Origin of the sequence: Bradyrhizobium macuxiense, assembly GCF_001542415.1 — a bacterium.
GTDB lineage: Bacteria > Pseudomonadota > Alphaproteobacteria > Rhizobiales > Xanthobacteraceae > Bradyrhizobium > Bradyrhizobium macuxiense.
Genome location: NZ_LNCU01000022.1, coordinates 1 through 12,500 on the forward strand (window position 1 = coordinate 1; position 12,500 = coordinate 12,500).

Genomic DNA, 12,500 nt, shown 5'->3' on the forward strand with positions numbered 1-12,500 from the left:
CCGCGGACTTTGGTAATCGGCCAAATGAGCTTCACATCGACCGGATACACCTTCAGGTGCCGAGGGATGCCGACAGCCCAGGCCAGCCCGCGCTCTGTTAGCCCTTGTCGAAACGGTGCGCTGAGCCCGTATCCTGCATCCGCCAGCACACATCCAAAGCGCACGTTGGCTGCCATCACGCGGTCAATCTCGGCCAAAGCAATCTCCGGCTTGGACCGTAGCGTTCGGTGTTCGACTGGCACGCGAGCGCGCTTCAAACGAGACACGTTGCTTGTCCAACTATCGGGCAGAAAGAGGCGCAACGCGACCATCACCGGCACTTCGCCGCGCGCAAGCGTCAAAGACACCAGCGTTTGGCAATTTGCCGTTTTGCCGAGAGCCGACGCGTATTGAGCTGCAACACCAACCGAGCGTTCGCCCTTCTTCGGCAGTGAGGTGTCATCAATAACGAGCACCGCATCCCTACCGCCGACAAGTCGGTCCGCCTGGTTGAGCAGCTCCGTCTCCAGCGGCGTCGCGTCCCAGACACCGTCCGCAATGAAATGGTGCAGTTGGTCGTAGTTGCCCGTGGCAAGGCGCTCCGCCATCGGCTGAACGCTCTTGCGATCGCCAGGACCGATCAGTCCCGCAACGTACAGAGGACACATCCGCTGCCGAGTCTTATGACCCAGCCGGTCCAAGAACGGCATCAGCCAGCGTTCAAGTTCGTCTTCCCATCCCGCCATGGTCAGCCCTCCAAGAGCCGACCACCCATGAATCATTGAAAAATTGATTCGGGAATCCTAAAAAATCGCGGAAATCCAATAATCTGCCAAAGTAGTGCTAGTGTATCGGCGTGGTGCCTTCGCCGCCCGGCAGGAGACCGAGCTCGTCGAGACCTTCGGCAAGCAGATCGCCCAGCATCGGCTCACCGAGGAGATAGCTCGCGGTATTGTGCCCCCTATGTCCGCGAGCGGCTTCACGCCAGAGCTCCGGCCATTCCTCGATCGTGCCGTCGCCGCGGCCAAGCCGCATCAGGGCAATGAGATCGACCTGTTCGTCCTCGCTCAGCGCGTCGATGAATCCGGCGATCTCGCGCACGACCGGGTCCCTGCCGTCATCCTCCAGCACGTCAATCATGTCATCGTCAGCACCGTTCGAACCCGAGTCCGGATCGACCGTTTCCTCCTTGACGTCGAATTCCCGCGCCTTCTCGATCAAAAAGCCGACTTTTTCAGGAGAGATCGTGAGTTCCGGCATTCGCGTACTCCTTCTTCCCACGAGGCAGTAACGCTGAAGGCGCCGACTTGATCCATTGCGCCGCGGTGCGGAAACCCGCATGGTCGACGATAGAGAAACAAGAAACGGAGGACACCCAACATGAACTGGACCGTGGGCAAGGTCAGGATCACCAAGGTCGTCGAGCTCGAGACGGTCGGCAGCACGCGATTCATCCTGCCGCTCGCCGGCCGGGAAGAGATTCAGCGCCTGCCCTGGCTGATCCCGCATTTCGCCAATGAGGACGGCCGGCTGAAAATGTCGATCCACTCGCTGCTGGTGGAGACGCCCGAGCATCGCATCATCGTCGACACCGGGCTCGGCAACGACAAGCAGGGCCGCAACGTGCCGACATGGAACAACCGCACCGATCCGTTCCTGGAGAAGCTGACCGCGGCCGGCTTCGCGCCCGACAGCATCGACACCGTGCTGTGCACGCATCTGCATGTCGATCATGTCGGCTGGAACACCAAACTCGTCGGAGGCAAATGGGTGCCGACGTTTGCCAACGCGCGTTACGTCTTCGGCAAGACCGAGTTCGATTATTGGCGCGATCACGGCAACGATCCCGCGCATGCCGCGGTGTTCGCCGACTCGGTGAAGCCGATCGCTGACGCGGGCAAGGCCGAGCTCGTGCCGAGCGATCACCGGCTCACCGACGAGATCACGCTGATCCCGACGCCGGGTCACAGCCCCGGTCACATGAGCATCCACATCAAGTCCGACGGTCAGGAAGGCCTGCTGACCGGCGACGCCGCCCATCATCCGTGCCAGATGTATCATCTGGACTGGTCGTCGACGGCAGACTCCGACCAGAAGCAGTCGGCGGTGTCGCGCCGCCAGCTGTTTTCGCGCTTTGCCGACACGCCGATATTGGTGATCGGTGGGCATTTCGGTGCCGGCCATATCAAGCGCGATGGCGACGCGTTCAGGTTCGTTGCGCTTGAATAGGCTCGCGCCCCTCCGGTTCGGGATGGCCGTCCGCCCCGCGACTGAGCAAAAGGTCGCATGCGCTTTGACGACCGTCGTCGGGCACCGGCCCAAAATGGCCACGCTGGACGGTGATGGCTGCAATGCCGCGGGCCTCAGGCGGTTGAATTTCTCCGCGCTCTGTTCCATGAAGCTTGCCGAGGTATACCAGCAACAATCCTCGAAACCCGTAGGGAGTGATCAATATGAAGCTTGTGCGCTATGGCGAAAAGGGTGCGGAAAAGCCCGGTCTGATCGATAAATCCGGCCAGCTCCGCGACCTCTCGGCCCATGTGAAGGACCTCACCGGCGAGGCCTATTCGCCGGAACAGCTGAAGAAGCTCACCGGCCTCGATCCCGCCTCCCTCCCCGCCGTCTCCGGCAAGCCGCGCCTCGGCGCGCCCGTCACCGGCATCTCCAAATTCGTCGCGATCGGGTTGAACTACAGCGACCACGCCAAGGAAACCGGCGCGCAGATCCCGACCGAACCGATCATCTTCATGAAGGCGAACACCTCCCTGTGCGGCCCGAATGATGCGGTCGAGAAGCCGCGCGGTTCGACCAAGCTCGACTGGGAAGTCGAGATCGCCACGATCATCGGCACCCGCGCCAAGTATGTGTCTGAAGCCGACGCGCTGAACCACGTCGCCGGCTATTGCATCTGCAACGACGTCTCCGAGCGCAACTTCCAGACCGAGCGCCTGGGACAATGGACCAAGGGCAAGTCGCACGACACGTTCGGCCCGGTCGGCCCCTGGCTCGTCACCAAGGACGAGATCGCGGACGTGCAGAGCCTGTCGATGTGGCTCGACGTCAACGGCCAGCGCCGCCAGACCGGATCGACCAAGACCATGATCTTCTCGATGGCCAAGTGCATCTCCTACGTCTCGCAGTTCATGACGCTGCTGCCCGGCGACATCATCACCACCGGCACACCGCCCGGCGTCGGCCTCGGTATGAAGCCGCCGACCTTCCTCAATGTCGGCGACGTCGTGACGCTCGGTATCGAGGGCCTCGGCGAGCAGCGCCAGGAAATCGTCGCGGCGTGAGGTGCGGCTGACGACTACCGTCATTGCGAGGAGCGATAGCGACGAAGCAATCCATCTTTCCGCGTATTCGGTGACAATGGATTGCTTCGCTCCGCTCGCAATGACGGAAGCGCGAGACACTCAGTGTAGATTCTCAGAGGCCCCTCAATGAAACTCACCTTCTCTCCCGCCTCCCCCTTCGCCCGCAAGGTGCGCATCGCCGCGATCGAGCTCGGGCTCATCGACAAGATCGAGTTCGTCCCGGCCACCGTTGCGCCGGGCCAGGCCAATGACGAGTATTCGAAGATCACGCCGCTGAAGAAGCTGCCGGTGCTGATCCTCGACCATGGCGACGTCATTCTCGATTCCTACGTCATCGTCGAGTATCTCAACGAGCTCGGCGGCGGCCGGCTGATCCCGGGCTACGGCCCGCGGCGCTGGCAGGTGAAGACCGATCACTCGCTGATCAACGGCATGCTCGATTCGATGCTGCTGTGCCGCTACGAGAAGATGGTGCGGCCGCAGGGCTCGGCGTGGCCGGCCTGGTACGACGATCACTGGAACCGGGCCTGGACCGGCATGGCGCGGTTCGAGAACCGGCCCGAGGTGCTGAACGGGCCGTTCGATATCGCACAGATCGGGCTGGTCTGCGTGCTCGGTTACGCCGACTTCCGCTTCCCCGATTGCGGCTGGCGCAAGGCCTATCCGAAACTCGACGCGTTCAACCAGAAGATGCTCGAACGCCCGGCGGTGAAGATCTCGGTGCCGCCGCCGGCATGAGCGGGGCCGCGCGGGGAAGATGCGCGGTCACTCCCCCGCCCTTCTCTGCGCGGGACCTTATATTCCCGCGCATCGTCTGCGAGTGATCAGGGACGGGTGGCGCGTAGGCCGCCTGCACGAACGTGAGTTGGATCGCTGGCCACGGCGCGCCAATCATTCACGATCTCGATCTTGTGATGATGGCGACGCCCCCTGCATAGGATGCAACCCTGCGCAGCGAGCGGAAGGAAGGCCTTGCGGCGATGGATATCCTTGCCAACATCATCATTCCCGCCGTGCGCGACGCGCACTGATCTTCCGAGGAAATCACCATGAGCCTGAAATTCAACGTCGGCGACCTCACCATCCATCGCATCGTCGAGGAAGAAGGGAAATTCCTGCCCGCGCTCGACATGCTGCCCGGGCTGACGCCCGATGTGCTCGCGGAGAACCGCGCCTGGATGAAGGCCGCGGGCGCGCTCGACGACAGCGACACGCTGATCCTGGCGTTCCAGTCCTATGTCGTGAAGACGCCGCACCACACCATCCTGATCGACAGCTGTATCGGCAACGACAAGCCGCGGCCGGGCCGGCCGAGCTGGGACATGAAGGCCGACGACACTTATTTGCGCAGCCTTGCAGCGGCGGGCTTTTCAGTCGGCGACATCGACTTCGTGATGTGCACGCATCTGCATGTCGACCACGTCGGCTGGAATACGCGACTGGAGAACGGCCGTTGGGTGCCGACCTTCCCCAACGCACGCTACGTATTCGACAAGACCGAGTTCGACTATTGGACCGAGACCAACGCGAAGACCGAGGTCGGTCCGTTCGTCGACAGCGTGCTGCCGGTCGTCGAAGCCAAGCGGGCCGAGATCGTGCGCAATGATTTCGCGATCGGCGATCACACACGCATCCTGCCGACGCCCGGCCACACGCCGGGGCACGTCGCCTTTGCCTTCGGCCGCGGCAAGGACGACGCGGTGTTTTCAGGCGACCTGATGCATTCGCCGATCCAGACACGGTATCCGGAGCTATCGCCGAAGTTCGACGTCGATCCGGCACAGGCGGCGAAGACGCGCCGCGACTTCCTGGAGCATTATTGCGACACGGCCACGCTGTGCTGCACGGCGCATTTTCCCTCACCGTCATCCGGCAGGATCAAGCGGAAGGGGAACGGGTTCGTGTGTGAGACGGCATAGCCGCTTGTTCGTGGCACCTCGCCCCGCTTGCGGGGAGAGGTCGGATCGCATGCAGCGAAGCGCAATGCGATCCGGGTGAGGGGGTACAGGTCTGTCCGACCACATCACTCGCTGAGAGAGCCCCTCACCCAACCCTCTAAGAGCGAGCTTCGCTCGTCTCGCCCTCGTAAGAACGGGGAGAGGGAGCGCAAGAACCACTCCCTCAATCGAACAAGCTCGGCGTGTGGTTCACGATTGCGCCTTCGATCTGCAGCATCCTCAGCTTGGTGACAACGCCGCCATTGGCGGAGAAGCCGCCGGGCTTGTTGCCGGCCGCCAGCACGCGGTGGCAGGGCACGACGATCGGGCACGGGTTGCGGCCGAGCGCCTGGCCGACGTCGCGCGACAGCTCGACGCCGCCGAGCTGCTTGGCGATCTCGCCATAGGTCATGGTCTTGCCCGGCGGGATCCTGCGCGCGATGTCGTAGACGCCGCGGTTGAACTCCGGCACGCCGTCGAGATCGAGCGCGATGTCGGCGAGATCGTTCGGTTTGCCGGTCAGCAGCTCGACCATGCCGGCGATCGCGTGCTGCACCTCGGCCGGCGGGGCCGCCTCGGTGACGTCGCCATCGCGCTGGAAAATCCGCTTGCGGGTCTTCTCTTCATTGCCCATCGGCAGTTGCACGCCGGTGATGCCGTGGTCACCCCAGACGACGCCGCAAGCGCCGATCGGGGTCTCGAAAATCGCAAAATGCTGGCCTGTCATGGCTCACTCCGCATGTTCCCTGAGATAGTTCCTGGCTCATGTTCCTGAACCTGATGTTGGACCGGAATCTAGGCTTGGAGAATGTTGCTATCCACCCGAATCCTGTGGGAACTTCTCTCCAATCAACAACATCCCCGCCAGTCTGTGAGCCCCTAATGCAAAGCCTCCACGTCAACGGTTTCGACATGCCCTATCTCGATGTCGGCCAGGGCCCGCCGCTGGTCTGCGTGCACGGCTCGCTGTGTGATTTCCGGATCTGGTCGGCCGTGCTCGGGCCGCTGACGCGCAAGCATCGCGTGATCGCGGTCAGCCTGCGGCACTTCTTCCCGGCGCAATGGGACGGCATCGGCGACACCTATTCGATCGCCCAACATGTCAACGACGTGATCGCCTTCATCGAGAAATTCGACACCCGCCCGGTCGACCTGATGGGCCACTCGTGCGGCGGCCATATCTCGTTCCGCGTCGCGCAGCGGCGGCCGGACCTGCTGCGCAAACTGATCCTCGCTGAACCCGGCGGCGAACTGGACGGCTCGCTCGACCCCGATTATGAGCCCGGCCCCTCGCCGCTGGCGGCACGGATCGCGGCTTCCGCCGACCTGATCGCCAAGGGCGACATCGATGGCGGTATGCATATTTTCATCGATGCGCTCGAGGGCCCGGGCGCCTGGCGGCGGCTGCCGGCCGCGCCGAAGCAATTGCTGCTCGACAACGCCATGACGCTGATCGGCCAAACCCGCGACAAGCGCCCGCCCTTCTCCAAGGCGGACGCTGAAGCGATCAAAACGCCGACGCTCTTCATCGGCGGCGCCAACACCAAGGGCGTGCTGCCGAAGGTGCTGCACGCGCTCGCCACCAACGTGAAGGGCTCACGCGTGGAGATGATCCCCGGCACCACGCATCCGATGTTCGAGCAGGCGCCGCGGCGTTATTGCGAGATCGTGCTGGAGTTTTTGGCCGCATAGGCAGTGCACCCTCTCCCCTTGTGGGAGAGGGTGGCGCGATGAAGCGCAGCGGAATTGCGCCGGGTGAGGGGTTCTCTCCGCGGAGACAGACCCCTCACCCGGATCGCATCGGTCGATGCGATCCGACCTCTCCCACAAGGGGAGAGGNGGCTCGAGCCGAACGCTCCAGCCGCTCACACCTTCCACACGCCGACCGGCTGGCGCACGGCGACGTTGAGCCGGTTCCAGACGTTGATCCCGGCGATCGCGAGAACAAGCGCGGCGAGCTGGCGTTCGTCGAAATGCTTGTCGGCCTCGTTCCAGATCGCGTCCGGCACCGGATCCTCACGGTCGCTCAGCCGGGTCAGCGCCTCCGTCAGCGCCAGCGCGGCGCGCTCGGCTTCGGTGAAATACGGCGTGTCGCGCCAGGCGGCGACGGCGAACAGCCGCTCATCGGTTTCGCCCGCCCGCTTGGCGAGCTTCGGATGCATGTCGACGCAAACGCTGCAGCCGTTGATCTGGCTGGCGCGCAGATGGACCAGTTCGAGGAGCCGTTCCGGCAGGACCTGCTTGGTGCTCTCGTTGAGTGCCTGGATCGCCTTCATGGCGTCGGGAATGACCATGACAGGATGGTTCATACGGGCTTGCATGGTGTCAGTCTCCTGGTTTGCGTTTTGACGCGGCCGTGCCGATCTGCTGTCACACCGGCCGGATTTGCTTCGTCATGGCCATGACGGAGCCGACAAAGGGAATGTGACCGATGGACGAGAAAAAATTTCTGGCCGAGCAGTTCGAGGCCAACCGGCCGCGTTTGCGGGCCGTGGCCTATCGCATGCTGGGCTCGACCGCCGAGGTCGACGACGCCGTACAGGAAACCTGGCTGCGGCTAAGCCGCACCGGCGCTGCTACGGTCGACAATCTCGGCGGCTTCCTGACCACCGTGATCTCCCGCATCTGTCTGGACATGCTGAGGTCGCGCAAATCCCGCCGCGAGGATCCGATGGGTCCGGAGGTGCCTGAACCGGTTGCCGACAGCGACAGCGAGCGCGAAGCCGACATGGCCGATTCCGTCGGCGCCGCGCTGCTGGTGGTGCTCGAAACACTGGCGCCGGCCGAGCGGCTGGCCTTCGTGCTGCACGACATGTTCGCGGTGCCGTTCGAGGAGATCGCGCCGATCGTCGGCCGCACACCGGCCGCCGCGCGGCAGCTTGCAAGCCGAGCGCGTCGCCGCGTGCAAGGCATGCCGCCCGCGCCGGACGCCGACCTCAGCCGGCAGCGCGGAATCGTCGAAGCGTTCCTTGCGGCATCCCGCAACGGCGATTTTCAGGGACTGCTCGCGGTGCTCGATCCCGACGTGGTGGTGCGCGCCGATCACGCCGCGCAGCGCCTCGGCTCGCTTCCAGAAATCCGTGGCGCCACGGCCGTCGCCGAATCCTTCAAGGGCCGCGCACAGGCCGCAAAGCCCGCGCTGGTCGATGGCGAGATCGCCGCTGCAGTCATCCTCGGCGGCCAGTTGCGCGTCGTGCTGCGGATCACGATCGCCGGCGACAGGATCGCCGCGATCGACGCAGTTGCCGAAGCCGATCAGCTCGAGACATTCGATGTCGAGGTGCTCGATCGGGCCTGATGTGACCGCGGATGGGCGAGGCCGCTTGCCGCAAGCGGCGTCGCCCGGCGCATCCAAGCCTGAACAGAAAGTCATATTTTTCAATGGATTATATGAATCACAGAACGAACGCTTGACCATTTGCGATCAGCGCCGTAGCCTCGATTTCGAACACGGAATTCCGTATTCCATTTTGGATGGCCGGCATGATCCCGTTGGACCCGCTTCCGAACCTTATCGACCAGGTCTATGCGCGGATATCAGAGGCGATCATCGATCGCACGCTGCTGCCGGGCCAGCGCATCACCCAGAACGAACTTGCCGAGAAGCTCGGCGTCTCGCGTCAGCCGGTTTCGCACGCGTTGCATCTGTTGCACCGGCAGGGCCTCGTCGCGGAAAGCGGCAAGCGCGGTTTCGAGGTAACCCAGCTCGATCCGCAACGCATCCGCCAGCTCTATGAAGTGCGCGGCGCGATCGACGCGCTGGCAGCGCGGCTCGCGGCCGGGCGCGTGAAGGAGGATACCGCGGCACGCGCGCAGCTCGAGGCGGCGCTCGAAGCCGGACGCGCGGTCGATGGCCACACGCCGCTCGCGCGCCTGATCGCACTCGATGTCGACTTCCACAGCGCGATCTATCGCCTCGCCGGCAATTCCGCGATCGAGGAAATGATCACGCCGCAATGGCCGCATATGCGCCGCTCGATGGCGACCGTGCTCGCCGAGCTCGATTATCGCGACAGCGCATGGATCGAGCACGAGACCATCGCCGCGCAGATTTTTTCCGGCAATCCCGCAGCCGCGGAGGCCGCCGCGCGAGAGCATGCGCAAACGGCAGGACGAATGACCGAGGAGAAATTGAGGGCCATCGACGTGGCCGCGTGAACTAACAAGCCCGGCCATGACGAAGAGAGAACGAAAGAAACACAGGAGGAAAGCACCATGAAACTGAGCCCAGAGCAGATCGAATTCTTCCATCGCGAAGGCTGGCTGTTCCTGCCCGAACTGTTCAGCCAGGAAGAGGTCGACTTCCTCGCACGCGAGGCGGTGTCGATCTATGACGCCAACCGCCCGGAGGTGTGGCGTGAGAAGAGCGGTGCGCCGCGCACCGCTTTCGCCGCGCACCTCTACAACGAGGCATTCGGCGCCCTCGGCGCGCATCCGCGCATGATCGAACCGATCGAGCAGATCTTCGGCGAGAAGGTCTACATGCACCAGTTCAAGATCAATGCGAAGGCGGCCTTTACCGGCGACGTCTGGCAGTGGCATCAGGACTACGGCACCTGGAAGCGCGACGACGGCATGCCGGAGCCGCGCGCGATGAACATCGCGATCTTCCTCGACGAGGTGATGCCGATCAACGGCCCCTTGATGCTGGTGCCGAAGAGCCAGACCGCCGGCGATCTCAAGGCGTCGCACGATCTTCAGACCACGTCGTATCCGTTGTGGACGCTGGATGAGGACACCGTCACGCGGCTGGTCAAGCAGGGCGGCATCGTAGCCCCGACCGGCAAGCCCGGCGGCATGCTGATGTTCCACGGCAATCTGGTGCACGGCTCGAGCGGCAACATCACGCCCTACCCGCGCAAGATCGTCTACCTGACGCTGAACGCGGTCTCGAACTACATTCGCACCCCGACGCGGCCGGACTACATCGCGCACCGCGATTTCACGCCGATCCAAACCGTGGACGACGACGCGTTGCTGCGATTGGCACGTGCGCCGCGGCAGGCGGCGGAGTAAGCGCCACACACCGTCGTCATGCCCGGGCTTGACCCGGGCATCCACGAACGAGCAGATGTGCTGCCGTCAAGGCNGGGTCAAGCCCGGCCATGACGATCTTGGCGACAGTCTCGCGCCTCGCGGCGTCCACAGTATCGGATCTACATCATGAACCTGCATCACCTTCTACAGACCCGCGCGGCAGCCGGAAAACCGGTTCGCGTCATGTTGATCGGCGCTGGAAAATTCGGCTCGATGTTCCTGTCGCAGGTGCCGCACACGCCGGGGCTCGAGGTGCCCGTGATCGTCGATCTCGATCGCGATCGCGCGCGCGAGGCGTGCCGCACGGTCGGCTGGGATGACGAGCGGATCAGGGCGACGACCTTCACAGATGACGGCGCGCGTGCGATCGCCAGAGGCGCCTTTGACGTGGTCGTGGAAGCGACCGGTAACCCTGCGGTCGGCATCCGCCACGCGCGCGCGGCGATCGCCGCCGGCAAGCATGTCGTGATGGTCAATGTCGAGGCCGACGTGCTGGCGGGACCGCTGCTCGCCGAGGAAGCGCGCAAGGCCGGCGTGGTCTATTCGCTCGCCTATGGCGACCAGCCGGCGCTGACCGCGGAGATGGTGGACTGGGCGCGCGCGACAGGCTTCCGCGTGGTCGCGGCCGGCAAGGGCACGAAATATTTGCCAGCGTATCACGACGTGACGCCCGAGGGCGTGTGGCAGCATTACGGTCTCACCGCCGGAGAGGCGCAATCCGCCGGCATGAACCCGCAGATGTTCAATTCCTTCCTCGACGGCACCAAATCCGCGATCGAGATGGCGGCGATCGCCAACGCCTGCACCCTCGACGTGCCCTCGGAAGGATTGCTGTTTCCGCCGTGCGGCGTCGACGACCTGCCGCATGTGATGCGCCCGCGCGACAAGGGGGGCGTGCTGGAGAAATCCGGCATCGTGGAGGTGGTGTCGTCGCTGGAGCGCGACGGCCGTCCGGTGTTCCGCGATCTGCGCTGGGGCGTCTATGTGGTGCTGGAAGCGCCGAACGATTACGCCGCCGATTGCTTCAAGCAGTACGGTTTGAAGACGGATGCGTCCGGACGTTATGCGGCGATGTACAAGCCGTATCACCTGATTGGGCTCGAACTGAATATCTCCGTGCTGTCGGCGGCGCTGCGCAACGAGCCGACCGGTCAACCGCGCGGCTTCCGCGGCGATGTCGCCGCGGTCGCCAAGCGCAATCTGCGCGCGGGCGAGACGCTCGACGGCGAAGGCGGCTACACGGTGTGGGGCAAGCTGATGCCGGCATCGGCCAGCCTCAAGGCCGGCGCGCTGCCGATCGGACTCGCCCATCGCGTCAAGCTGAAGAACGACGTCGCCCATGGCGCGGTGGTGCGCTGGAGCGATGTCGAGGTCGACGAGAGCAACGACACGATCAAGACGCGCAAGGCTATGGAGGCAGCGTTTTCGCGATAGTGTTTTCTGTCGCTCAAGCCACAGCGCTCTTAACCTCTCCCCGCCCTTTGCGGGGAGAGGTCGGATCGCATCGAAGATGTGATCCGGGTGAGGGGCGAGGCACACTGCTCAACAAGCCACATAGTGCTCGCCGGAGAGAAGCCCCTCACCCCTGCCCTCTCCCCGTAAGAATGGGGAGAGGGAGGAGAGCGTGCAAGCGGTGCGTCTTCAATCCTAAGGCAGCAACCGGCTCGCGCGCGCCAGCTTGAACCATTTGCGGAACATCGCTTCCGTATCCATCATCTCGGTGAAGCCGGCCTGGTTGATCTTCACGGTCGAGACGATCGAGGGCGGGCCGGATTCGGTCTGCCCGTAGCGCATGCTGTAATCGGCGTACTGGAACGACAGGCCGACGAACTCTTCCAGGCCCGGCGCGATCAGGTCGTGTGCCTTGCGGAGTTCGTCCCACGGCGCGATCCATTTCGGATATTCGCGCGCGAGCGACAGCGGCACGTGCTGGCCCGGTTTCATCTCGAGCGCATCCGCGACCGCCGGCCAGATGTTTTCCCAGGTGAAGACATCGCCATTGGTGACGTTGAAGGCTTCGTTGCGGGCGGTCTCCGCTTCGCCGGACCAGGCGATAGCCCGCGCCAGCAGATCCACATCGACCGCCTGTGCGACGCGTGCCGCACCGCCGGGATAGTCGAGCGGACGGCCCTGCGCGCGGAGCATCGCGGCATAGACGCCGAGCGGCGGGATCAGATCCATCGCACCACCCATGGCCTCGCCGATGATCAGCACCGGACGCAGGATGCTC

Annotated in this window: 14 protein-coding genes (1 of these 14 running past the window's edge); 9 read left to right on the plus strand and 5 right to left on the minus strand. The window is 64.0% G+C overall.

Annotated elements, in window-relative coordinates; all coding sequences use genetic code 11:
- Positions 1-761, minus strand: a 761-nt coding sequence (locus AS156_RS04725) for an IS701 family transposase (protein ID WP_136626016.1), incomplete at its 3' end; no start/stop codon positions are given.
- A 61-nt stretch (positions 762-822) separates the two neighbouring features.
- Positions 823-1,239 carry a DUF3775 domain-containing protein gene (locus AS156_RS04730; RefSeq protein WP_066500714.1) on the minus strand — a complete coding sequence of 139 codons (417 nt, stop codon included), beginning with the start codon at positions 1,237-1,239 and terminating at the stop codon, positions 823-825.
- A 120-nt stretch (positions 1,240-1,359) separates the two neighbouring features.
- Here AS156_RS04730 and AS156_RS04735 point away from each other — a divergent pair, with 120 nt between their 5' ends.
- The 4 genes from AS156_RS04735 (at position 1,360) to AS156_RS04750 (ending at position 5,215) form a co-directional block, all read left to right on the plus strand.
- Complete coding sequence (locus AS156_RS04735) at positions 1,360-2,208, plus strand: MBL fold metallo-hydrolase (protein ID WP_066500718.1); 849 nt, start codon at positions 1,360-1,362, stop codon at positions 2,206-2,208.
- A 224-nt stretch (positions 2,209-2,432) separates the two neighbouring features.
- Positions 2,433-3,275: a fumarylacetoacetate hydrolase family protein gene (locus AS156_RS04740; protein ID WP_066500721.1), complete on the plus strand. Its 843-nt coding sequence runs from the start codon at positions 2,433-2,435 to the stop codon at positions 3,273-3,275.
- A 147-nt stretch (positions 3,276-3,422) separates the two neighbouring features.
- Entirely contained in the window at positions 3,423-4,034 is a 612-nt protein-coding gene (locus AS156_RS04745) for a glutathione S-transferase family protein (protein WP_066500729.1), read from the plus strand.
- Positions 4,035-4,345: 311 nt separating this feature from the next.
- Positions 4,346-5,215 carry an MBL fold metallo-hydrolase gene (locus AS156_RS04750; RefSeq protein ID WP_066500742.1) on the plus strand — a complete coding sequence of 290 codons (870 nt, stop codon included), beginning with the start codon at positions 4,346-4,348 and terminating at the stop codon, positions 5,213-5,215.
- A gap of 202 nt (positions 5,216-5,417) precedes the next feature.
- Here the strand turns inward: AS156_RS04750 and AS156_RS04755 are convergent, their stop codons facing one another.
- Entirely contained in the window at positions 5,418-5,960 is a 543-nt protein-coding gene (locus tag AS156_RS04755; protein WP_066500746.1) for a methylated-DNA--[protein]-cysteine S-methyltransferase, read from the minus strand.
- 155 nt (positions 5,961-6,115) lie between these two features.
- Between AS156_RS04755 and AS156_RS04760 the strand changes: the two genes are divergently transcribed.
- Positions 6,116-6,925: an alpha/beta fold hydrolase gene (locus AS156_RS04760; protein ID WP_066500750.1), complete on the plus strand. Its 810-nt coding sequence runs from the start codon at positions 6,116-6,118 to the stop codon at positions 6,923-6,925.
- A gap of 173 nt (positions 6,926-7,098) precedes the next feature.
- Here the strand turns inward: AS156_RS04760 and AS156_RS04765 are convergent, their stop codons facing one another.
- On the minus strand, positions 7,099-7,554 hold the full coding sequence (locus AS156_RS04765) for a carboxymuconolactone decarboxylase family protein (RefSeq protein WP_066500752.1): 456 nt from the start codon (positions 7,552-7,554) through the stop codon (positions 7,099-7,101).
- 110 nt (positions 7,555-7,664) lie between these two features.
- Between AS156_RS04765 and AS156_RS04770 the strand changes: the two genes are divergently transcribed.
- The 4 genes from AS156_RS04770 to AS156_RS04785 all read left to right on the plus strand — a co-directional run bounded on the left by AS156_RS04770 (position 7,665) and on the right by AS156_RS04785 (position 11,704).
- Complete coding sequence (locus tag AS156_RS04770; RefSeq protein ID WP_066500753.1) at positions 7,665-8,531, plus strand: sigma-70 family RNA polymerase sigma factor; 867 nt, start codon at positions 7,665-7,667, stop codon at positions 8,529-8,531.
- A 185-nt stretch (positions 8,532-8,716) separates the two neighbouring features.
- A complete protein-coding gene (locus AS156_RS04775; protein WP_066500992.1) occupies positions 8,717-9,391 on the plus strand; it encodes a GntR family transcriptional regulator in 675 nt (224 codons plus the stop codon).
- A gap of 57 nt (positions 9,392-9,448) precedes the next feature.
- A complete protein-coding gene (locus tag AS156_RS04780; protein ID WP_066500754.1) occupies positions 9,449-10,249 on the plus strand; it encodes a phytanoyl-CoA dioxygenase family protein in 801 nt (266 codons plus the stop codon).
- A gap of 147 nt (positions 10,250-10,396) precedes the next feature.
- Positions 10,397-11,704 (plus strand): NAD(P)H-dependent oxidoreductase, encoded by a 1,308-nt coding sequence (locus AS156_RS04785; RefSeq protein ID WP_066500756.1) that lies wholly within the window; start codon positions 10,397-10,399, stop codon positions 11,702-11,704.
- Positions 11,705-11,917: 213 nt separating this feature from the next.
- Here the strand turns inward: AS156_RS04785 and AS156_RS04790 are convergent, their stop codons facing one another.
- On the minus strand, positions 11,918-12,500 hold the 3' portion of the coding sequence (locus AS156_RS04790) for an NAD-dependent epimerase/dehydratase family protein (protein ID WP_066500758.1). The gene runs 503 nt beyond the window's last position; only the last 583 of its 1,086 coding nucleotides appear in the window; the start codon falls outside the window, past its right edge; the stop codon is at positions 11,918-11,920.

Coding starts and splice junctions, on each gene's coding strand:
- AS156_RS04730 (WP_066500714.1), bottom strand. CDS start 1,239: ATGCCGGAACTCACGATCTCTCCTGAAAAAGTCGGCTTTTTGATCGAG.
- AS156_RS04735 (WP_066500718.1), top strand. CDS start 1,360: ATGAACTGGACCGTGGGCAAGGTCAGGATCACCAAGGTCGTCGAGCTC.
- AS156_RS04740 (WP_066500721.1), top strand. CDS start 2,433: ATGAAGCTTGTGCGCTATGGCGAAAAGGGTGCGGAAAAGCCCGGTCTG.
- AS156_RS04745 (WP_066500729.1), top strand. CDS start 3,423: ATGAAACTCACCTTCTCTCCCGCCTCCCCCTTCGCCCGCAAGGTGCGC.
- AS156_RS04750 (WP_066500742.1), top strand. CDS start 4,346: ATGAGCCTGAAATTCAACGTCGGCGACCTCACCATCCATCGCATCGTC.
- AS156_RS04755 (WP_066500746.1), bottom strand. CDS start 5,960: ATGACAGGCCAGCATTTTGCGATTTTCGAGACCCCGATCGGCGCTTGC.
- AS156_RS04760 (WP_066500750.1), top strand. CDS start 6,116: ATGCAAAGCCTCCACGTCAACGGTTTCGACATGCCCTATCTCGATGTC.
- AS156_RS04765 (WP_066500752.1), bottom strand. CDS start 7,554: ATGCAAGCCCGTATGAACCATCCTGTCATGGTCATTCCCGACGCCATG.
- AS156_RS04770 (WP_066500753.1), top strand. CDS start 7,665: ATGGACGAGAAAAAATTTCTGGCCGAGCAGTTCGAGGCCAACCGGCCG.
- AS156_RS04775 (WP_066500992.1), top strand. CDS start 8,717: ATGATCCCGTTGGACCCGCTTCCGAACCTTATCGACCAGGTCTATGCG.
- AS156_RS04780 (WP_066500754.1), top strand. CDS start 9,449: ATGAAACTGAGCCCAGAGCAGATCGAATTCTTCCATCGCGAAGGCTGG.
- AS156_RS04785 (WP_066500756.1), top strand. CDS start 10,397: ATGAACCTGCATCACCTTCTACAGACCCGCGCGGCAGCCGGAAAACCG.